This window comes from Actinomadura sp. NEAU-AAG7, from assembly GCF_018603865.1.
In the GTDB taxonomy this organism is placed as follows: domain Bacteria; phylum Actinomycetota; class Actinomycetes; order Streptosporangiales; family Streptosporangiaceae; genus Spirillospora; species Spirillospora litoris.
In genome coordinates this window covers 290,876-311,879 of the sequence record NZ_JAHFZY010000008.1, presented here as the reverse complement: position 1 = coordinate 311,879, position 21,004 = coordinate 290,876, and the positions used below count along the sequence as shown (strand labels likewise).

Here is a 21,004-nt window from a genome sequence, read left to right as displayed (position 1 = left end):
GAACCGCGTCCGGCTTACCGTGCAGTACCCAGGTCCGTGTGAGATGCACAATGCCGAGGTGAGAGGCTCAGACGCTGTGAGTTCCCCGATGCCCGACCCCGCGCGGCTCCGCAGGTCCTACGAGGGCGGTGAGCTGGCGGAGGACGCGCTGCCCGGCGATCCGCTGGCGCTGTTCGCCGCGTGGTTCGCCGACGTGCACGCCTCCGGCCTGGCCGAACCCAACGCGATGGTGCTCGCGACGGCCTCGGCCGGCGGGGTGCCGAGCGCCCGGACCGTCCTGCTGAAGGGGTACGGGCCGCGGGGTTTCCGGTTCTTCACCAACCTCACCTCCGACAAGGGCCGCGAACTCGCGGAGAACCCCCGCGCGGCGCTCGTGTTCCCGTGGCATCCGATGTACCGGCAGGTGCGCGTCTCCGGGGTCGTCCTGGAATTGTCGCGGGACGAATCGGCCGCCTATTTCCGGACGCGCCCTTATGGCTCGCGGATCGGGGCGTGGGCCAGCGAGCACCAGTCGGCGGTGATCGCGGACCGGGACGTCCTGGAGCGCCGCTACGCGGAACTGGCCGAGCGCTGGCCCGAGACGGCGGACGGCGAGGACGACGTCCCGCTGCCCGGCTTCTGGGGCGGCTACCGCGTCGTCCCCGAGACGGTCGAGTTCTGGCAGGGGCGCCGCGACCGGCTCCACGACCGCATCCGCTACCGGCGCACCGCGACCGGCGGGACCGGGGCGACCGGGCAGACCGGGGAGACCGGGACGGCCCCGGACGCCTCCGGCGAATGGGAGATTGCCAGACTGTCTCCGTGACATCGGAACAGCAGCCACCCCCCACCGACACTCCTGACGGCGAAGGTCCCGAGGACGACATCCCCACGGACGGCGTCCCCACGGACGACGTGCCCCAGGACGACGTGCCGGAGGACTACGTGCCCGAGGACGGGGAGCGTTCCACCGGGCGGCGCGGCGGGATGCTCCGCCGCGTGGCCATCGACACGCGCCCGCTGAAGCACGACGCCTACCGGCGGCTCTGGCTCGGGCAGGGCGTGTCGTTCATCGGGTTCCAGGTCACCGCGGTCGCCGTGCCCGTCCAGGTGTACGACATGACCGGCTCCTCGTTCTGGGTCGGCATGATCGGGCTGGTCAACCTCGTCCCGCTGATCGTGTTCGGGCTGTGGGGCGGCGCCGTCGCCGACCACATGGACCGGCGGAAGCTGCTGCTCGCCTCCTCCTGCGTCACGTGGTCCTCGACGCTGGTGCTGCTCGTCCAGGCGCTGATCGGCGCGGAGAGCCTCGCGCTGATCATGGCGGTGGTGGCGCTCCAGGCGGTCGGGTTCGCGGTGTCCTCGCCGACCCGCAGCGCGATCATCCCCCGGCTGGTGGACGAGCCGCTCGTCCCGGCCGCCAACACGCTGAACTTCACCGCCGCCACCGTCGGCGGGCTGACCGGGCCGCTGTTCGCCGGGGTGGTGCTCGCCCACGGCGGCTACGCCGTCGCCTACGGGCTCGACGCCGCCCTGTTCAGCGTCGGCCTGTACGCGGCGGTGCGGCTGCCCGCGATCCCGCCGCTCGGCGACATCGCCGGGTCGCCCGGCCTGCGCTCGGTGCTGGACGGGCTGCGCTACCTGGCCACCCAGCCGGTGCTGATGATGTCGTTCGTCGTGGACATCATCGCGATGGGCGTCGCGATGCCGCGCGCGCTGTTCCCCGAGCTGGCCGAGACCCGGTTCGGCGGCGGCGACGCGGTCGGGTGGCTGTTCGCCTCGATCGCGATCGGCGCGGTGGTCGGCGGGCTGATCTCCGGCTGGATCGGGCGGGTGCACCGGCAGGGCATCGCGCTCGTGGTCTCGATCGTCGTCTGGGGGCTCGCGGTCGCCGCCGCCGGGCTCGCCCACCAGCTGTGGCTGGCCGTCGCGCTGCTGGCCGTCGGCGGCGGCGCCGACCTCGTCTCGGCCGTGTTCCGGCAGACGATGCTCCTCACCTACGCGCCGGACGAGATGCGCGGCCGCCTCCAGGGCGTGTTCACCGTCGTCGTCGCGGGCGGGCCGAGGCTCGGCGACATGCGGGCGGGCGCGACCGCCAGCGTCGCGGGGGCCACCGCGTCCTGGGTGGGGGGCGGGCTCGCCTGCGCCGTCCTCGTGGTCGTGGCCGGGTTCGCCGTCCCCGCCCTCCTCCGCTACGACACCCGGACCACCTGAACCGGCACCACGATCACCGGAGGGCGCGGGCGGCGATCCCGAGGTCCTCGACCAGGCCCCGGTAGGCCCCGTCGCGGTCCTCGGCGCGCAGCACGGCGGACGGGTGGATCGTGGCCAGCAGCCGGGCGCCCGGCCCCTCCGGCGGCGCGTCCGGCAGCTCCTTTCCGGCGGCGGGCGTGCCGAGCTCCTCCAGGTCGGGGCAGGCGAGCAGACGGCCGCGCAGCCGGGTGACGCGGAAGGACGAGCCGAGCAGCGCCCGGCCCGCCGTCGCGCCGAGGACGACCACCACGTCCGGCTCCAGGATCCGCAGCTCCGCCAGCAGCCACGGGCGGCACGCGCGCATCTCGCCCGCGTTCGGCGGCTCGTGGATCCGCCGCCTGCCGCCGCCCTCCTGGTGCTTGAACTTGAAGTGCTTCACGGCGTTGGTGACGTACACGTCGCCGCGCTCGATCCCCGCCTCCGCCAGCGCTCGGTCCAGGAGGCGGCCCGCGGGGCCCACGAACGGCGCGCCCTCGCGGTCCTCCCGGTCGCCGGGCTGCTCGCCGACGAGCACGGCCCGCGCGCCCGGGGAGCCTTCCCCGAACACCGTCCGGGTGGCGTCGCGGTAGAGATCGCAGCCCCGGCACCCGTCCGCCGCGCTCCGCAGGGCGCCGAGGTCGAGGCGGCTCTCCGGGTCGTCCGGCAGGAAGGGCTCGGCGGTCCGGGAAGATTCGGCGTTCATCTCGCGTTTCCCTGTACCCGTCGTGCGGAGGTTATCCATCGAACCCGCGGGCGAGGGGGCCGAGCAAGTAGACTTCTGCCATAAGACTGGAGGGAGCTGTGACCTCACACGGCCTGATCGATACCACGGAGATGTACCTCCGGACGGTTTTCGAGCTCGAAGAGGAGGGAATCATCCCCCTTCGCGCGCGTATCGCCGAGCGGCTCTCGCAGAGCGGCCCGACGGTGAGCCAGACGGTCGCGCGCATGGAGCGCGACGGGCTCCTGCGGGTCGAGGGGGACCGGCACCTTGAGCTGACCGACAACGGCCGGGGGCTCGCGACCCGCGTGATGCGCAAGCACCGCCTCGCCGAATGCCTGCTGGTGAACGTGATCGGGCTGCCCTGGGAGGACGTCCACATCGAGGCGTGCCGCTGGGAGCACGTCATGTCGGAGGAGGTCGAGCGCAGGCTGGTCGCGCTGCTGGACCACCCGACCACCTGCCCGCACGGCAACCCGATCCCCGGCATGGACGAGCTGGGCGGGCCCGGTGAGGGGACCTCGGACGGGCACGGCCACGTGAACGGCGACGGAGCGTCCGGGGGCGCCCCGCTCGCGGTGATGACGGCGGTGGCGAGCCCGGCCGGCACGAGCGCGGTGATCAGGCGGATCAGCGAGCAGGTGCAGAGCGACAGCGACCTGATGCTTAAACTCAAGCAGATAGGGATACAACCGGGACGAGAGGTGACTCTTCGGGCGACGGATGACGGGGTGCGGGTGACCTGTGACGACGAGGCCGACAGTCCGGACACCGAACTGCCGCGCGACATCGCCGAGCACGTGTTCGTCAGCAGGCGCTGACGCTCGGCGCGTGCGTCCCCCCGTCCCCGCTCAGCCGGTCTATACCGAAGATCTCCTTGCGATCGCGCCTTTCGGGCGTATCCCGGCGGCGGGTTCGTCGTTCAATACGACGGAAGAGGTACGCGCGGTATCGGCGCCGCGACGTCCGGCCCTGCGGGCGCCGGACGCCGGCGGGCGGCCGCGGGAACGTGAGGCGCGCACCGGCGGGGCCGTGACTGGGACCGGGATGGGGAGATGAACCGTTGGGGGGAAGCCTCGTTCGAGGCGCATCTGCCACCCGAGACCGTCCTCAACCAGATGGAGATGGCGGTCATCGTCTGCGACCGCTTCAGCAACGTCATCTACGGCAACGCGTTCGCGCGGCAGCTGTTCGGCTTCGGCGGGGACGAGGTCATCGGCCACTCCATCCTGTCGCTCGGCATCGCCGAGGAGGACCACGAGCAGGCCACCGAGCTGGCCAGGCACGTCCTCAAGGGCGGCGTCTGGGAGGGCACGTTCTGCAACCTGCGCGGTGACGGCACGACCGTGTACACGCGGGCGCACGCAGTCCCGCTGCGGCACCCCTCCGGCGCGGTCGACGGGGTCGTGATCTTCGCGCGCGAGGCGCTCCGCTCCAACCAGCGCGACCAGGAGCGCTACGGCCTGATGGAGCGCATCGGCGAGCGGCTCGCCGGGTCGCTGGAGCTGGAGAGCACGCTGCGCAGCGTCGCCGACACGCTCGTCCCGCAGTTCGCCGACCACTGCTTCATCGACCTGTTCAGCGGCGACCGGCTGATGCGGCGGGTGTCGCGGCACGCGGGCGGCTGGGAGCCGCCGCCGGGCACCTGGGCCGAGGTCGGCGAGCCCGTCTCCTACCCGTCCGGCCACTTCAGCGCCAAGGCGATGACGCGCCGCGACGCCGTCCTGGTCGAGGACATGGTCCAGTACCGCTACACCGCGCCGAGTGAGCCGTCCCGGCGGCTGGCCGAGGCGATGGGCATCACCTCGGCGATCTCCGCGCCGCTGCTGGTGCGCGGCGAGCTGCTCGGCGTGATGAGCCTGGCGCTGTCGAACCTGTCCAAGCGCCCCGACCCGCACTACGACGCCTTCGACCGCGACCTGCTGGGCGCGATCGCCAGCCGGGTCGCGCTCGCCGTCGACAACGCGCTGCTGTTCGAGGAGGAGCGCGAGACCGCGCTCGCCTTCCAGAAGCACCTGCTGCCCGGCGACCGGCCGCCCCGGCTGGACGGCCTCCAGATCGCCTGGCGGTACGAGCCCGCCCGGCCGCTGGAGGCGCACGGGCACGGCATCCAGACCCAGGTCGGCGGCGACTGGTACGACGTCATCCCGCTGTCGGCCGGCCGCGTCGGCCTCGTCATCGGCGACGTGGAGGGCCGCGGCGCCCGCGCCGCGGCCGTGATGGGCCAGCTCCGCGCCGCGCTGCGCGCCTTCGCCCAGGACGACAAGCCGCCCGCCGACATCCTGCGCAAGCTGGACGAGTGGGTCCGCACGATGACCCGGCCCGAGCGGATGCGCTCCGGCTGGAACAGCGACGACCTCGTCCGCCCGCCGCTGGTGTCGTGCACCTACTTCGTCTACGACGCGTGGTCGCGGGTGCTGGAGTTCGCCAACGCCGGGCACGACCCGCCGCTGCTGATCGTCGACGGCCAGGTCGGCGAGCTGTCGTTCGAGAGCGAGGGCGCCATGCTCGGCGTCCGCGCGCCGGGCATGGGCGGCGAGATCCTCTACAACGAGGAGACCTCGGAGCTGAAGCCGGGCTCGACGCTCGTGCTGTACACCGACGGGCTCATCGACCGGCGTCCGAAGGGCGACGGCGACGACGGCGAGTACTACACCCGCGAGGAGTCCCGCGAGCTGGTCCGCTCGGCCGTGGCCGAGGTGGCGCGCGGCGGGGTCGAGGCCATCGCCAACGCCGCCTACGAGGCCGTGCCGGGCGACATCGACGACGACGTCGCGATCGTGGTGATCCGCACCGCGGGCGACGAGCTGGCCGTGCAGGAGCGCACGTTCTCCGCCGAGCCGATCATGGTGTCGGAGGCGCGCCGGATGGCCGCCGACGCGTTCGCGTCCTGGGGCATGCTGGACGAGCAGGCCGAGCTGGCCTGCCTGCTGGTGTCGGAGGTCGTCACCAACGTCGTCCTGCACGCCACCGCGACGCCGCAGCCGCGCCGCGAGATGGTCGTCCCGGTGCCCGCGGGCCAGCCCGGACGCGGCGGCGAGCCGCTGGGAGCGCCGCCGCCCGTGCAGTTCAACGCCGAGCAGTTCAATACGGAGCAGTTCAACACGGAGCAGTTCAACGCCGACCAGTTCGACGAGCGGTTCGGCCGGTTCGGGGGCGACCAGTTCGGGCCCGGCGCGTTCGACGAGGACGACTGGGACCTCGGCGCCGACCTCGGCCGCCGCGAGCCGCCCACCAAGGAGTTCCGGCTGCGGCTGCGGCGCGGCGCCGACGCGATCTGGGTCGAGGTGTTCGACTCCGACATGCGGCTGCCGCGCATCCGCAGCGCGGGCGAGACCGACGAGGGCGGCCGCGGCCTCTACCTGGTCGACCAGCTCGCGACCCGCTGGGGCGCCCGGCCGACCGCGAGCGGCAAGGCCGTCTGGTTCGAGCTGCCGCTCACCCCGTAGCGATGCGCGCCTGGGCGGTGGCGTCCCCGGCCCCGATCGCGTCGGGGCCGCTGCGCCGCGCCGACCGCGACGTGCCCGCGCCCGGTCCGGGCGAGCTGCTGGTGCGCGTGCTCGCGTGCGGCGTGTGCCGGACCGACCTGCACGTCGCGGAGGGCGACCTGCCCGTCCACCTACCGGGCGTGACCCCGGGCCACGAGATCGTCGGGGCCGTGGTCGCCGCCGGTCCCGGCGCCGCGCACGCGGTGGGGGAGCGGGTGGGGGTGGCCTGGCTCCGCGGGACGTGCGGCGCCTGCCGCTTCTGCCGCCGCGGCGCCGAGAACCTCTGCCCCGGCTCGGTCTACACGGGCTGGGACGCGCACGGCGGCTACGCGGAGTTCGCGCTCGCGGTCGACGCCTACGCCTACCGGCTGCCGGAGGGGCTGGACGACGTCCGCGCCGCGCCGCTGCTGTGCGCGGGCATCATCGGCTACCGCGCGCTGCGCCGGGCCGCGCCGCCGCCCGGCGGCCGCCTCGGCATCTGGGGCTTCGGCGGGTCCGCGCACCTCGCCGCGCAGATCGCCCTCGCCGAGGGCGCCGAGGTGCACGTGTTCACGCGCGGCGCCGCCGCGCGCGAGCTGGCCCGCGACCTCGGCGCCTCGTTCGCGGGCGACTCCTTCGACACCGGCCCGGCCCCGCTGGACGCGGCGATCATCTTCGCGCCCGCGGGCGCCCTTGTTCCCGCCGCGCTGGAGCGGCTGGACCGCGGCGGCACGCTCGCGATCGCCGGGATCCACCTGAGCGACGTCCCGTCCCTGGACTACCAGCGGCACCTGTTCCAGGAGCGGCAGGTGCGGTCGGTGACCTCCAACACCCGCGCGGACGGCGAGGAGTTCCTCGCGCTCGCCTCCCGCCTCGACGTGGCGGTCACCACCCGCCCCTACCCGCTGGACGAGGCGGACCGCGCCCTCGCCGACCTCGCCGCCGACCGGTTCACCGGGGCGGCCGTGCTCGTCCCCTGATCAGGGGATCGGCTCGGCGGCGACGTGCGCCCAGGACTGGGTGAACCACAGCTCGCCGCCGATGATCCGCGGCTTGGCGCCGGTGCGGGGGCCGCCGTCGACCTCGGCGGTGAGCGCCTCGCGGATGCGGTCGGCGGCGGCGCCGTCGCGCGCGCCGTCCAGCCACGGCTCGACGGGACGCTCGACGGTGAACACGTCCAGCCGGCGGATGCTGCCGCCCGCCGAGGTGACCATCTCGGTCAGCCGGGCGATGGACGGGGTGCCCGGGTGGTCGGGGTCGCGCAGCCGCTCGATGCGGTCCCGGTCGGGCCCGGCCAGGTTCCCCCGGACGAGGTCGGCGATCACCAGCCGCCCGGCCGGGGCGCACACCCGCAGCAGCTCGCGCAGCACGTCCTGCGGGTCGCCCAGGTTGTAGAGCGAGAACCGGGCCGTCACGAGGGAGAAGGCGTTGTCCTGGTAGGGGAGTGCGGCGGCGTCGGCGCGGACCCGCGTGCCGTCGGGGCCACCGGCGATTGTGGGACGTTCCACCGGCGCGGGCGTGGGCGGCGGGTCGCCGTCGGCGATGCGGACCGGTCCAGTCCCGAACGTCACCGTGGCCATCCGGGTCCCGCGCCCCTCCGTGGAGGCGGGGAGCGCCTCCACGGCGGTCACGTGCCGGACGCGGGGGCGCAGCGCCGCCGGCATCGGCCCGTGCCCGCGCGCGACGTCCAGGCAGACGTCGCCGGGCCTCGGCTCGACGAACTCCAGCAGCCGACGCAGATGCGGGGCGATCGCGCCGCCGGACTCCTGGATCGCGGTGGCCGGATGCGGCACGGGTGCTCTCCCTCGGCTCGGGCCGGCTGCGCCGGACGGGGTGTGGCGGGACCGCCCGGCGGCACGTCCGCTGGTCCGCGGGGGCGCGGACGCCGGGAGTGGGGCGGACGGGCGTACAGCCGGTTTCGCCAGTTATGACTCCCGATGGAGGCCGGAAGTTCGCCGCGTACCGTCGCCGAATGCGCACTCCACCCGTGCCGCGGCGCGGAACGCGCCGCTCAGCCGCCCATGTCGTGCCCGTACCAGGCTCCGACGGACAGCAGGAACACCGTGATCACCGCGACGCGGGTCGGCATGGGAACGCGGATCTTCACCGCGACCCAGCGCACGCAGAACGTGGCGAGCAGGGCTATGACGCCGAGGCTCAGGATGCCTTCCATGGCCACCTTCGTTCCGGAGGGACAGCCGCCTCCTAGAACCATAGACGTGTAAGCCGGGGGTTACCCGGGCCCCGGGAGACGCGCCCCTGCCGATAATCTCGGCGGTGTGGCAGAGACGAAGGAAACAGAGGGCCGTGACCGCATCGAGGGCCTCATGGTCAACCTGGCGACCGCGCGCGTCACCCTCGGGGTCGCGGCGCTGGCGGCGCCGGGGCTGACCGCCAAGGTCCTGGGGCTGGGCGCGAGCGACCCGGGCCGCGACTACCTGGCCCGCATGTTCGGCGCCCGGGAGATCGCGCTCGGCGCGGGCTACCTGCTCAGCGACCGCTCCGGGCGCCGGATGTGGACGCGGGTCGGCTGCGCGGTCGACACCGTCGACATCATGAGCGGGCTGCGCACCCGTCCCGGCCTGCCGCTGTGGTCGACCGCCGCCGGCACCGGGATCGCCGCCGTCGCCGCCACGCTCGGCGCCGCCAAGATCGCGAAGGACCTCTTCGGCTGACCCTCCCGGCGCGGCGGTGATCTCCGGTCGAGGGCGGGTAGGGGTGCCCTTGCGTCGGAGGGGGTCGCTCATGACGGCGGGGACGGTGCCACGGGACGGGCGCGCCATGCCGCGCGGCCGGGACCTGTACGTCGTCCTCGGCGCGCTCATGCTGGCCATGCTGCTCGCCGCGCTGGACCAGACGATCGTCTCGACCGCGCTGCCCACGATCGTCAGCGACCTCGGCGGCCTCAACCACCTGTCGTGGGTCGTCACCGCCTACCTGCTGGCCTCGACGGCCTCCACGCCGCTGTGGGGCAAGCTCGGCGACCAGTACGGGCGCAAGCGGCTGTTCCAGACGTCCATCGTCATCTTCCTGGCCGGGTCGGCGCTGTGCGGGCTCGCGCAGGACATGACGGAGCTGATCGGGTTCCGGGCGCTGCAGGGCCTCGGCGGCGGCGGGCTGATGGTGCTCGTCGTCGCGATCGTCGGGGACGTGGTGCCGCCCCGCGAGCGGGGCCGCTACCAGGGCATGTTCGGGGCCGTGTTCGGCGTCGCGAGCGTGTGCGGGCCGCTGCTCGGCGGCTGGTTCGTCGACAACCTGTCGTGGCGCTGGGTGTTCTACATCAACCTGCCGATCGGCGTCGTCGCGCTGCTGGTGATCGCGGCCGTGCTGCACGCGGGCGGGGAGCGGCGGCGGCACCGCATCGACTACCTCGGCACGCTGCTGATCGTCGGCTGGTCGGTCGGGCTGGTGCTGATGACGACCTGGGGCGGCACCCGCTACGGCTGGACCTCGGCGCCGATCATCGCGCTGGGCGCCGGGTCGGTCGCGCTGATCGGGGTGTGGCTGCTGGTCGAGCGGCGCGCGGCCGAGCCGGTGATGCCGCCGCGGCTGCTCACCGAGCCGGTGTTCGCGCTGGGGTCGGCGATCAGCTTCGCGGTGGGGTTCGCGATGTTCGGCGCGCTGACGTTCCTGCCGATCTTCCTCCAGGTCGTGCACGGGGTGTCGCCGACGCTGTCGGGCGTCCACCTGCTGCCGATGATGCTCGGCATGCTGTGCAGCTCGATCGGGTCCGGGCAGCTGATCAGCAAGTTCGGCCGGTACAAGGCGTTCCCGGTCGCGGGGACGCCGATCATCGCGGTGGCGCTCTACCTGTGCTCCCGGCTGGACGAGGACTCCTCGACGCTGTCGATGAGCCTGCGGTTCGCGCTGCTCGGGTTCGGGCTCGGGCTGGTGCTCCAGGTGCTGGTCATCGCCGTGCAGAACGCGGTGTCGTACGAGGACCTCGGGGCCGCGACGTCGGGGGTGACGTTCTTCCGGCAGATCGGCGGCTCGTTCGGCGTCGCGGTGTTCGGGTCGGTGTTCAGCAGCCGGCTCGCGGACCATGTCGAGGACCTCGCCAAGGACCGGATGCTCCCGCCGGGCTTCGACCCCGCCGCCGTCCAGGGGAACCCCAAGCTGCTGGACCGCTACCCCGCCCCGGTGAAGGACGGCGTGCTGCACGCCTACGCGCAGTCGATCGACTCGGTGTTCCTGTGGGCGGTCCCGGTCGCGGCGGCCGCGTTCGTGCTGACCCTGTTCCTTCGCGAGGTGCCGCTGCGGGCGACCTCGCAGACGCGCGACTACGGCGAGGGGTTCGGGGCGGCGCCGACCGTCCGCTCGTCCCGGCACGAGATCGAGCGCGCGCTGAGCGAGTTGATGCGCGGCGACGCGCGGGCGCTGGAGGTCTACAACCGGCTGGGGCGGCTCGCGGGCGTCGACCTGCCCGCCGGGAGCATGTGGGCGCTGTGCCGCATCGCCAAGGACGGCACGGTCGCCGGGCCCGACCTCGCCGAGCGCGCCGGGGTCCCGGTCGAGCACGGCCGCCCCTACGTCGACCGGATCGTCGAGGCGGGCTACGTCGAGCGGCGCGACGGCGTCCTCGCGATCACCCCGACCGGGCTGGCCGCCGCCGAGCGCCTGTTCGCCGCGCGCCGCGACGGGCTGGCCCGGCTGCTGGACGGCTGGTCGCCCGAGGAGCACCCCGAGCTGTCGGAGGTGCTGTCCGACCTCGCGCAGGCGAGCCTCGGCGACGACGCCGACGGGCGCGAGATCCACGCCGTGCCTCCCGGAGGCCCGCCGCGCCGCCCTCCCGGGGCGACCGGCGCGAGGTAACCTCGTAGCGACTCACCGAATCTCACTCGGTTTCGGGGCGAACCCCGATCCCGCTTTGGAGGCGTAGTGGCCGAGGCGTACATCGTCGGCGCGGTCCGGACTCCCGTCGGCACGAGGAAGGGCGCGCTGAAGGACGTCCACCCCGCCGACCTCGGGGCCCATGTGCTCAAGGAGCTCGTCGACCGCACCGGCGCCGACCCGTCCGCGGTCGAGGACGTGATCATGGGCTGCGTCATGCAGGTCGGCCCGCAGACCCTCGACATCGCGCGGACGGCGTGGCTGTCGGCGGGCCTGCCCGAGAGCGTGCCCGGCGTCACCATCGACCGGCAGTGCGGGTCCTCGCAGCAGGCGATCCACTTCGCCGCGCAGGGCGTCCTGTCGGGCACGCAGGACCTCGTGGTCGCGGCGGGCGTCGAGCAGATGGCCAAGGTGCCGATGGGCGCGAGCATCGTCCAGGGGCTCGACTTCCCCTACGGCGAGGGCTGGGCCGAGCGGTACGGCATGCAGGAGATCTCCCAGTTCCGCGGCGCCGAGATGATGGCCGACAAGTGGGGCCTCACCCGCGAGGACCTGGAGGAGTTCGCGCTGGAGAGCCACCGGCGCGCCGGCCGGGCCATCGAGGCGGGGTACTTCGACCGGGAGATCGCGCCCGTCGCCGGGCTGACCAAGGACGAGGGCGCCCGCCCCGACACCAGCCTGGAGAAGATGGCGGCGCTCAAGCCGCTGCGCGAGGGCGGCGCGATCACCGCGGCGGCGGCCTCGCAGATCTCCATCGGCGCGTCCGCGCTGATGATCGCCTCCGAGGACGCCGTCCGGCGGCACAACCTCACGCCGCGGGCGCGCGTCCACACGCTGGCGGTGTGCGGGTCCGACCCGGTCTACATGCTGACCGGCCCGATCCCGGCGACCGAGCGGGCCCTCGACCGCGCCGGGCTGAAGATCGGCGACATCGACGTGTTCGAGGTCAACGAGGCGTTCGCGCCCGTCCCGCTCGCCTGGGCCGCCGACACCGGGGCCCCGCTCGCGCGGACCAACCCCAACGGCGGCGCCATCGCGCTCGGCCACCCGCTCGGCGCGACCGGCGGCGTGCTGATGACCAAGCTGCTCCACGAGCTGGAGCGCACCGGCGGCCGCTACGGCCTCCAGACGATGTGCGAGGGCGGCGGCCAGGCGAACGCGACGATCATCGAGAGGCTCTGACCGCCGGCGCCCTCCGGGTGGGGGCCCGACGGCGAGGGCCTCCCCTCCCGGGCCCTCGCCACCGGACCGTCGGACCACACGGGAACTTCAGTGGCTGGCCCTCGGGGTCACGGTCCGCGGAAGCAGACGGTGCTTCTCCGCCGGGAGAGGCGGCTCGTGACCCGTCCGACCACTGACCAGTCTCCTGGTCGGACGGCCCGCACGCAGCACGGGACGTCATGAATCGGTATACCTAGAACGTCCATCGGACGGATTCCGTCCTGGAACCTGCGTATTGGTCCCGGAACCCTCGCCCCGGCAAGGCAAAGGGGCGGACCACCCGAGGTGGTCCGCCCCTGTGCGGAGTCACGGCCACGCCGATCGCGGGGTGCGGCGTGCCGAGCGGAACGGCTAGCGCGGGACGCGCGCCACGCAGAACACCGTCTGCCCGAACGGCGGGCGGACGAGCCGCTCGATGCCGCGCGTCAGCGGCACGACGGTCCGGTCGTAGATCTTGACGAGCTTCGGGTCGGGGTAGCCCGCGCCGCCGCGGCGGACCGCGAACCACCAGGCGATGCCGCCGAGGAAGTTGATCGGCTTGAGCACCTCGGGGACGAGGCCGGCGGCGCGGACCGTGGCCTCCAGCGTCTGCGGGGTGTAGCGGGTCACGTGCCCGACCTTGCGGTCGAAGTCGCCGTAGAGCTGCATGTAGCCGGGGACCCAGATGACGATCCGGCCGCCGGGAAGCGTCACGGCCGCGAGGTCGCGCAGGGCCTGGGCGTCGTCCTTGATGTGCTCCAGGACGTTCATCATCACGACGGTGTCGACCTTCTGGCGGATCTTCACATCCGCCGGGAGCTCCAGGTCGATGACCTCGACGTCGTCGTCGCCGTCGTAGCGCTTGCGCAGCTCGCCGACGCAGTAGGGGTCGTTGTCGCTGACGACCAGGTAGTCGAGCCGTCCCGCGAACTGCTCGGAGAAGTGGCCGAGACCCGACCCGATCTCCAGCAGGGAGCGTCCGACGTGCGGCGCGACCGTCTCGTACTCGTACTTGCGGTAGTTGCGGGCCTCGTCCCCGCCGAGGTGGTTCTCCAGGGCGCCATCCCCCGCGGCGGGCTGGACGACGTCGCCGCCGCCCGCGCTCTTGGCCGGTCGGGTCTTGGGCTTACTGCCGAGGAGGTTGAGGAGGGTAGCTGCGATGGACTTGTTCTGAGCTGGTGGCTGCATTACTTCCCGCTCGCTTGGCTGCGTTGGGTGTTTCGCTTCTTGTATCGCCGGATCGAGGGACCAGATCCCCGCGAATGGTCCGATCTCGGGCGCAAGGTCGGACAGTCTACCCATCCGTACGGGCAGCCGACGCCGAGTGTTCGCCCTCGCCCGCGGCCCGCGAACCGGACATGCTCGCGCCGTCCCCCGGTGCGCCGGTGAGATGCCAGGCGAGGTCACCGTAGCGCACCGCATGGAGATGGTCACGGACCGAACTCTCCAGCGCGTCCGGACGGCGGGTCCGCGCGGCCCCGAACGCGTCCACGACGGCGCCGAGGACCGCCGCGCGGACCGCGTCCATCGTCATCGCCGGGCCGAAATCGGCCAGTGTCGGCCGCCCGGCCGCGTCCCCGGCCGCGTCTCCGGCCGGGCAGGCGCCGCCGGGCCCGACCTGGACGGCGACATGCACCAGGCAGGCGGTCCTGGTGAGCAGCCGCGCCGCCTGGACGGCGCGCCCCGCCCGCAGCGGGCCGCGCGGGACGCCGAGGCCCTCGACCGCCGCGAACACCAGCTCCTCCAGCGGGACGCGCCGCCCCGGCCGCTGGACGAGCGTGAACGCGAGCGTGCCGGGGCCGAAGCACACCGCCCCGCCGCCGGTGGCGCGCCGCACGACCTCGACGCCGTCGCGCGCGCAGGCCGCCAGGTCGGCGGCCCGCGCGACGTCCTGGAACCGGCCGACCATGACGCTGGGGGAGCACTGCCACACTCGCAGGACGGGCAGCCCCGCGACGGCGCCGCCGAGGGCCGAGTGCGCGGGACGGGGCCGGGCGGAGGCGAAGCGCCCGGCGACCGGGCGGCCGGAGGGGGACCGGCGGACGAGCGTCCGCGGCCCGTGCCCGACGGCGGAGCGGTACGCGGCGGCACGGGCGAGGGCCTCGTCGAGGGCGAGGTTGCGTGCGGGATCGCGTGTGTCGTCGAGAATGACGCTGAGCATCGCCCCGCCGCTCCTTCCGCCTGACATCCGGGTACCGCCGGACATCCGGAAAGCGCAGCGCACCGCCCGATCCGGGAACGGGCGGTGCGCTGTGCTCGGCCACCGGAGGAAAGCTATCCCCTTTGCGCGCCGATTGCATGCGGATAGTTTCCGATTGGCGACGAGGAGTTACTCAATGGTGCGGTGAACGGTCTCCACGCCGCTCGGACCGGGGTCGGACGGCGCGATCCAGGGCCCGGGAATGGACGGGTCGAGAACGCCCTCCTCCACCCAGGCGAAGTCCCCGGCGAGGACGGCGCGCGCCAGCTTCACGTCCATCGTGTCGGTGTTGCGCCACAGCCCGTCGAACAGTTCCTCGACGCGGATACGCGACTGCCGGCAGAACGCGTCCGCGAGCAGGGTCGCGGACGGGCCCGGCGTGAGCCCGGACATGGCGCCGGTGAGCGGCCCGTCGGCGGAGGTGTCGGCCCGCGCGCGGACGCACACGGCGCTCATCGCATACAGCTCGGCGCCGATGTCGACCATCCGGCCGAGGAAGCCCTGCCGGTATTCGAGGCCGCCCTGCCAGCGTCCGGCCGCATAGAAGATCGACCTCGCCAGCTTGCGGGACGCGCGCTCGACGTAGCGCAGGTGCCGCGCCAGCGGCCCGAACTCGCCGTAGGCGTTCGGGCGCTGCCCGGCGCCGGTGACCAGCGTCGGCAGCCAGCGCGCGTAGAAGCCGCCCGCGCGGGCCGCCGCCCGCGCCTTCCGCCCGGCGGACGCGCCGGGGTCGATGATGTCGCCGGCCACCGACAGGTGCGCGTCCACCGCCTCGCGGGCGATCAGCAGGTGCATGATCTCGGTGGAGCCCTCGAAGATCCGGTTGATCCGCAGGTCGCGCAGCACCTGCTCGGCGGGCACGCCGCGCTCGCCCCGCGCCGCGAGCGACTCGGCGGTCTCATAGCCGCGCCCGCCGCGCAGCTGCACCAGCTCGTCGGCGACCCGGCAGGCCATCTCCGAGGACCACAGCTTCGCCAGCGCCGCCTCGATCCGGATGTCGGCGCGCTCGTCGTCGGCGAGCAGGGCGGACAGGTCGAGCACGGCCTCCAGCGCGTACGCGGTCGCGGCGATGAACGCGACCTTCCGCGACACCGCCTCGTGCTCGCCGACCGGCCGTCCCCACTGGACGCGCTCGCGCGACCACTCCCGCGCGATCCGCGCGGCCCACTTGGCCGCCGCCGCGCAGCCCGCGGGCAGCGACAGCCGCCCGGTGTTGAGCGTGGTGAGCGCGATCCTCAGCCCGGCGCCCTCCGCGCCGATCAGGTTCTCCGCCGGGACGCGGACGTCGTGGAACCGCGTGACCCCGTTCTCGATACCGCGCAGCCCCATGAACGCGTTGCGGTGCTCGACCGTGACGCCCTCGGCGGCCATGTCGACGATGAACGCGGAGATGCCGCCGGGGTGCCCGGCCGACCTCGGGACCCGCGCCATCACGACGACGAGGTCGGCGACGACGCCGTTGGTCGTCCACAGCTTCACGCCGTTGAGCACGTAGGAGCCGTCGCCGTCCGGGACGGCGGTGGCGCGCAGCCGCGCCGGGTCCGAGCCGACGTCGGGCTCGGTCAGCAGGAACGCGCTGATCTCGTGCACGCAGCGCGGCAGCCAGGCGTCCTGCTGCGCCTGCGTGCCGAACAGCCGCACCGGCTGCGGGACGCCGATGGACTGGTGCGCCGACAGCAGCGCGCCGAGCGCCGGGCTGACCGAGCCGACGACCATCAGCGCGCGGCCGTAGTGGTACTGCCCGAGCCCGAGCCCGCCGTAGCGCTCCGGGATCTTCATGCCGAGCGCGCCGAGCGAGCGCAGTCCGCGGACCACCTCGTCGGGGATCCGCGACTCCCGCTCGATCAGCGCCGGGTCGATCTTCGTCGCGCAGAACGCGGTCAGCCGCGCGAGGAACTCCTCGCCGCGCCGCCGCGCCTCGTCCGTCGGGCGCGGATGCGGATGAACGAGATCGAGACGGAAATCGCCCAGGAAAAGCTGTTTTCCGAAACTGGGCAGTCGCCACCGCGTTTCGCGGGCCTCTTCGGCGACCTTCCGCGCGGTCCGCTCGTCCACGTGGTCGGGGGCGTGTTTGTCGGGGGCGTGGCTCGGCTTGCTCATGCCGGCTCCTTCGCGAAAGCGTCGTCCCGCCGTCTTCCCTCCCCGCCGAAGTTACTCTCCGGTCGAGCGAGGTCACGGTCCCGCGGCCGGACCGGCGTGTCTGTGAGATTCTCCGCGTCCACCGGGCCGGTGTCGGCAAATCCCTTGACCGGCCCGCGCGGGAGGGGTTCGCTGTGCGTAATGGAAGAGACACGCAGACCCACTCTTATCGCCTCTGTGCAACGTGCTCTGCGTCTCATGGAGGCGGTCGCCTCGCACCCGAGCGGCGCTCCCGCCAAGCAGCTCGCCCGCGAGACCGACCTCCCCCTCGCCACGACCTACCACCTGCTGCGCACCCTCGCCCACGAGGGCTACGCGACCCGCCTGTCGGACGGCGTGTGGGTGCTCGGCCACCGCGTCCAGACGCTGCACGGCCGGACCCGGATGCAGCAGCTCCTCACCGCCGTCCGCCCGTCCCTCGCGGGCCTGCGCGACGAGCTGGGCGCCGCCGCCTACTTCGGCCTGCACGTGGACGGCGAGATTCGGCTGGTCGACGTCGCCGACGGCCCGCGCGCCCCGCGCGTGGACCTGTGGGTCGGCTTCGAGGACGCGGCGCACGCCACCGCGATCGGCAAGTGCGTGCTGGCCCAGCTCGACGACGGGCAGCGCCGCGACTACCTGTCCCGGCACCCGCTCGTCGACCTCACCCCGCACACGGTCACCGAGCCGCGCCGGCTGCTGCGCGGGCTCAGCGGCCCCGCCGGCCTGTCGCTGGACCGCGAGGAGTACGCGCTCGGCACCTCCTGCGCCGCCGTCGCGGTCGCCGACGGCAACGGCATGATCGGCGCGCTCGCGGTCTCCTGCCGCCCGCGCCGGCTGCCGCGGATCGAGTCCTCGGCCCACCGGCTGCGCGCGACCGCCGCCAAGATCCAGCGCACCCTGACCCTCACCCCCTGACCCGCAATCCGGACAAGAGACCGCGCTGATTGGTGCCGCGCTGAGAAGTGCCACGCTGGGAGGTGCCGCGCCGAGAAGTGCCCGCGCTGGGGGGTGCCGCGCTGGGAGGTGCCGCGCTGGAGGGTGCCGCGCCCAGAGGTGCCGCGCTGAGAGGTGCCGCGCTGAGAAGTGCCGCGCTGAGAAGTGCCGCGCAGCGACTTCAGCCGTCACGCGGGCGCGTTAGCTGACCGGTGGGGGCGAAGCCGGAGGCGAGCCCCCACCGGGAAGATCGCGAAGCGATGCCGCGCCCGCCAAGGCGCGGTCAAGGCACGAGCCGCCAGGCGAGTGTCTTGGGCCGTGACTTAATGAACACAGCCGCCAGGCGAGCCCCCTTGGGCCGAGGCTTCAGTCAACACAGCCGCCGTCGCGAAGAGCCGCTGCCGGTGCGCGGTCGCGGCGGCCTCGCCCCGGTTGGCGACGCCCAGCTTGCCGAGGATGTTGGAGACGTGGACGCTGGCCGTCTTCACCGAGATGAACAGCGCCTCGGCGATGTCGCGGTTGCTGCGGCCCTCCGACACCAGGCGCAGCACCTCGTACTCGCGGGGCGTCAGGCCGAGCGGCGCGGTGGCCTCGGCGCCCGCCCGGCGCGGGGCGCGGACGCGGCGGCGCAGCTCGTCGATCCGGGAGCCGAGCGGGGCCGCGCCGAGTCCGGCGGCGAGCCCGGTGGCCGTCTGGAGCCGGACGGCGGCGCCGTCGTGGTCGCCGCCCGCCAGCGCGGCCTCGGCGGCGGCGGTCAGCGCCTCGGCCCGGGGGTAGGGGTTGCCGAGCCTCTCCCACGCGGCGGCGGCCGCGTCCCACGCGGCCAGGTCGAGGACGCCGCGCCCGCGCGCGGCCTCGGCGACGAACGTGAGGCGCATGGCCTCCAGCAGCGGGCCGCCGGTGTGCAGCGTGGCGGTGCGCCCGACGATCGCCTCCAGATCGGCGGCCGCGGCGTCGCCGAGTTCGCCGCAGGCCCGCGCGCCGAGGCTGAGCACCGGCCACGCGTAGCGGGCGTCGTCGGGCAGCCCCGCCTGGTCGACGACCTGGCGGGCCGCGGCGATCACGGCGTCGTGCCGGCCCTCGGCGAGGGCCATCCGCGCCTCCAGCCGGAGCGTCGCGAAGTAGTCCTGCGTCTTCAGCCACTTCATCTTGAGGTTCATGACCTCGCGGGCGCCCGCGAGCCGGTTGCGGGCGGTGTCGAGGTCGCCGCGCGCGAGCGCGATCTCCCCGTGCAGGACGAGCAGCGAGGTGCGGATCGTGATGGCCGGGTCCTGCTCGATCGCGTGCCCGAGGACGGCGAGGGCCTCGTCCCAGCGGCCGAGGGACACCAGCGGCTCGGCCTGGTTGATGCACAGGAACGTGCCCTGGGTGCGGCTGACCCCGTACTCGCGGGCCTGCTCCTTGCCGCGCCTGGCGACGCCCTCGGCCTCCTCGTGGCGGCCCGCGCCCTCCAGGTAGTGGGACTTGATCACCGCGTAGCGCAGCGCGACCCGGTGGTTGCCGCTGCGCAGCGCCGCCTCCTCGACCTCGTGGATCTGGATCGGGTCGTTGCCGTAGTCGATGTCGGCGCAGAACAGCGTCATCAGCGCCTCGGCCTCGGTGACCACGTCGTTCATCTCGCGGGCGATCGCGAGGGACTCCTCGGCGGCCGCGCGGGCCTGGCCGATGTCGGTGGTGAGCCGGACGTAGGTCGCGAGCGTGGACAGCACCCGGGCGCGCAGCGCGGTCGGCGGCGCGCCGTCCAGCGCCGTCACCGCGGTGCGGAGGTCCTCGACGAAGCCGGGCCGCGCGAGCTGGTAGCGCATGCGGGCCCGCCACTCCAGCATGGACGCGGCGCGGACGCCGATGCCCTCGGCCTCCTCGATCTCGCGGAGCGCGGCGGTGGCGAGCTTGACGCCCCGGTCGTACTCGCCGGCCTGGTCGGCGGCGGAGGTGGCCTCCTCCAGCACCTTGACGTGGTCGGCGCCGATCCGCGTCGCGGCGTCGGGGACGCGGTCCCACAGTTCGAGGACGCGGGAGAGCATCGTGAGGCACTCGGCGTAGGCGAGGGCCTTGCGGGCGTCGGCGGCGGCGCGCCAGGAGGCGACCAGCGCCCAGGTGGCGTCGTGCGCGGCGAGCCAGTGGTGGCTCAGCTCGACCCAGAGCCGCCCGGACGGGACGAGCCCCGGGTCGTTCTCCAGCGCCTGCGCGTACCGGGTGTGCAGGCGCGTGTACTCGCCGGGCAGCAGGTCGTCGTGCACGGCCTCGCGGATCAGCGCGTGCCGGAAGGCGTAGCCGTCGCCGTCGACGACCAGCACGTTCGCGGCGACGGCGGGGCGCAGCACCCGGGTCAGCGCGGTGTCGTCGAGCCCGGACACGGCGGCCAGCAGCGCGTGCTCGATGCGGGTGCCGCCGCCGCTGGCGTCGCGCAGGACGTCCTGCGTCTCCTCGGGGAGCCGCTGGACGCCCGCGAGCAGCAGGTCGCGCAGGGACTCGGGCAGCTCGCAGGCGAGCGTGCCGTCGTCGTCCAGCAGCGCCTCGACGAACAGCGGGTTCCCCTCGCTGCGCGCGGCGATCCGCTCGACGAGGCCGGGCGCCGGGGCGCTGCCGAGGGCGTCGGCGACGAGCGCGCCGACGTCGGTGCGCGACAGGCGGGTGAGGTCGAGGCGGCGGACGCGGTCGGTGCGCTCCAGCGCGCCCAGCAGCGGCCGGAGCGGATGCGTGCGGTGCAGCTCGTCGGTGCGGTAGGTCACCACGATCAGCAGCGGCACCGCGCCCATGTTGCGGACGAGGAAGGCGAGCAGGTCGCGGGTGGAGCGGTCGGCCCAGTGCGCGTCCTCGATCACGAGCACGACCGGGCCGCGCTCGGCCAGCCGCTCCAGCAGGACCAGCACGACCTCGAACAGGCGGGCCCGCTCTTCACCGGAGGCGGCGTCGCTCTCGGGCTCGCCGAACTCGGGCAGCAGCCGGGCGAGGCCGCCGGTGTCGCCGCGCGGGACGAGCCCGGCGACGCCGTCGATGCCGATGTCGCGGACCAGGCCGCGCAGCACGGTGGTGAACGGCGCGAACGGCAGGCCGTCGGAGCCGAGCTCCAGGCAGCCGCCGATCAGCAGCCGGGCGCGCGGCCCCGCGCCGGCGGGCTCGTGCAGCCGGGCGGCGAACTCGCGGATCAACCGGGTCTTGCCCAGGCCGGCCTCGCCGCCGAGCAGGACGGCGCCCGGGGCGGCGGCGAGGGCGCCCTCCAGCTCGGCCAGCTCGGCCGACCTGCCGACCAGCACCGGACCCATCGCACGTACGTTCACGTCACAAGCATGCCAAACGGATCCGACATTCCCACCCGGG

16 protein-coding genes are annotated in these 21,004 nt (G+C 74.0%); 9 read left to right on the top strand and 7 right to left on the bottom strand.

Annotated elements, in window-relative coordinates; all coding sequences use genetic code 11:
• Positions 1 to 88 precede the first annotated feature (88 nt).
• Together pdxH and KLI87_RS33665 are read left to right on the top strand one after the other, a co-directional pair.
• Positions 89 to 805 carry a pyridoxamine 5'-phosphate oxidase gene (pdxH, locus tag KLI87_RS33670; RefSeq protein WP_214620285.1) on the top strand — a complete coding sequence of 239 codons (717 nt, stop codon included), beginning with the start codon at positions 89 to 91 and terminating at the stop codon, positions 803 to 805.
• The gene (locus tag KLI87_RS33665) at positions 802 to 2,193 is read left to right on the top strand and encodes an MFS transporter (protein WP_308166404.1); all 1,392 of its coding nucleotides are present in this window, start codon (positions 802 to 804) and stop codon (positions 2,191 to 2,193) included. The genes pdxH and KLI87_RS33665 overlap by 4 nt, the downstream gene beginning before the upstream one ends.
• Positions 2,194 to 2,206: 13 nt before the next feature.
• Here the strand turns inward: KLI87_RS33665 and KLI87_RS33660 are convergent, their stop codons facing one another.
• Complete coding sequence (locus tag KLI87_RS33660) at positions 2,207 to 2,914, bottom strand: UdgX family uracil-DNA binding protein (RefSeq protein WP_250904505.1); 708 nt, start codon at positions 2,912 to 2,914, stop codon at positions 2,207 to 2,209.
• 98 nt (positions 2,915 to 3,012) lie between these two features.
• Between KLI87_RS33660 and KLI87_RS33655 the strand changes: the two genes are divergently transcribed.
• From KLI87_RS33655 to KLI87_RS33645, 3 genes are all read left to right on the top strand, one after another.
• Positions 3,013 to 3,753 carry a metal-dependent transcriptional regulator gene (locus tag KLI87_RS33655; RefSeq protein WP_214620254.1) on the top strand — a complete coding sequence of 247 codons (741 nt, stop codon included), beginning with the start codon at positions 3,013 to 3,015 and terminating at the stop codon, positions 3,751 to 3,753.
• 234 nt (positions 3,754 to 3,987) lie between these two features.
• Positions 3,988 to 6,381: a SpoIIE family protein phosphatase gene (locus tag KLI87_RS33650; RefSeq protein ID WP_156219915.1), complete on the top strand. Its 2,394-nt coding sequence runs from the start codon at positions 3,988 to 3,990 to the stop codon at positions 6,379 to 6,381.
• 2 nt (positions 6,382 to 6,383) lie between these two features.
• The gene (locus tag KLI87_RS33645) at positions 6,384 to 7,379 is read left to right on the top strand and encodes a zinc-binding alcohol dehydrogenase family protein (protein WP_214620253.1); all 996 of its coding nucleotides are present in this window, start codon (positions 6,384 to 6,386) and stop codon (positions 7,377 to 7,379) included.
• Here the strand turns inward: KLI87_RS33645 and KLI87_RS33640 are convergent, their stop codons facing one another.
• Positions 7,380 to 8,192 (bottom strand): class I SAM-dependent methyltransferase, encoded by an 813-nt coding sequence (locus KLI87_RS33640; RefSeq protein ID WP_214620252.1) that lies wholly within the window; start codon positions 8,190 to 8,192, stop codon positions 7,380 to 7,382.
• A gap of 218 nt (positions 8,193 to 8,410) precedes the next feature.
• Positions 8,411 to 8,572 carry a hypothetical protein gene (locus KLI87_RS33635; RefSeq protein WP_173390917.1) on the bottom strand — a complete coding sequence of 54 codons (162 nt, stop codon included), beginning with the start codon at positions 8,570 to 8,572 and terminating at the stop codon, positions 8,411 to 8,413.
• A 106-nt stretch (positions 8,573 to 8,678) separates the two neighbouring features.
• Between KLI87_RS33635 and KLI87_RS33630 the strand changes: the two genes are divergently transcribed.
• From KLI87_RS33630 to KLI87_RS33620, 3 genes are all read left to right on the top strand, one after another.
• Complete coding sequence (locus KLI87_RS33630; RefSeq protein ID WP_242891657.1) at positions 8,679 to 9,074, top strand: hypothetical protein; 396 nt, start codon at positions 8,679 to 8,681, stop codon at positions 9,072 to 9,074.
• Between the two features lie 70 nt (positions 9,075 to 9,144).
• Positions 9,145 to 11,211 (top strand): MFS transporter, encoded by a 2,067-nt coding sequence (locus tag KLI87_RS33625; RefSeq protein WP_214620251.1) that lies wholly within the window; start codon positions 9,145 to 9,147, stop codon positions 11,209 to 11,211.
• Positions 11,212 to 11,277: 66 nt separating this feature from the next.
• Positions 11,278 to 12,411, top strand: a complete 1,134-nt coding sequence (locus KLI87_RS33620) for an acetyl-CoA C-acetyltransferase (RefSeq protein ID WP_214620250.1) — start codon at positions 11,278 to 11,280, stop codon at positions 12,409 to 12,411.
• A gap of 390 nt (positions 12,412 to 12,801) precedes the next feature.
• On the opposite strand, the gene KLI87_RS33615 is transcribed toward KLI87_RS33620, so the two are convergent.
• The 3 genes from KLI87_RS33615 to KLI87_RS33605 form a co-directional block, all read right to left on the bottom strand.
• A complete protein-coding gene (locus KLI87_RS33615; RefSeq protein WP_156219918.1) occupies positions 12,802 to 13,617 on the bottom strand; it encodes a bifunctional 2-polyprenyl-6-hydroxyphenol methylase/3-demethylubiquinol 3-O-methyltransferase UbiG in 816 nt (271 codons plus the stop codon).
• A 106-nt stretch (positions 13,618 to 13,723) separates the two neighbouring features.
• Positions 13,724 to 14,590 (bottom strand): hypothetical protein, encoded by an 867-nt coding sequence (locus KLI87_RS33610; RefSeq protein WP_156219919.1) that lies wholly within the window; start codon positions 14,588 to 14,590, stop codon positions 13,724 to 13,726.
• Positions 14,591 to 14,758: 168 nt separating this feature from the next.
• Positions 14,759 to 16,729 (bottom strand): acyl-CoA dehydrogenase family protein, encoded by a 1,971-nt coding sequence (locus tag KLI87_RS33605; RefSeq protein ID WP_214620249.1) that lies wholly within the window; start codon positions 16,727 to 16,729, stop codon positions 14,759 to 14,761.
• 216 nt (positions 16,730 to 16,945) lie between these two features.
• On the opposite strand from KLI87_RS33605, the gene KLI87_RS33600 reads away from it, so the two are divergent.
• Positions 16,946 to 17,665: an IclR family transcriptional regulator C-terminal domain-containing protein gene (locus tag KLI87_RS33600; RefSeq protein WP_308166402.1), complete on the top strand. Its 720-nt coding sequence runs from the start codon at positions 16,946 to 16,948 to the stop codon at positions 17,663 to 17,665.
• A gap of 341 nt (positions 17,666 to 18,006) precedes the next feature.
• Here the strand turns inward: KLI87_RS33600 and KLI87_RS41255 are convergent, their stop codons facing one another.
• Complete coding sequence (locus tag KLI87_RS41255) at positions 18,007 to 20,964, bottom strand: AAA family ATPase (protein WP_308166400.1); 2,958 nt, start codon at positions 20,962 to 20,964, stop codon at positions 18,007 to 18,009.
• Between the last annotated feature and the right edge of the window lie 40 nt (positions 20,965 to 21,004).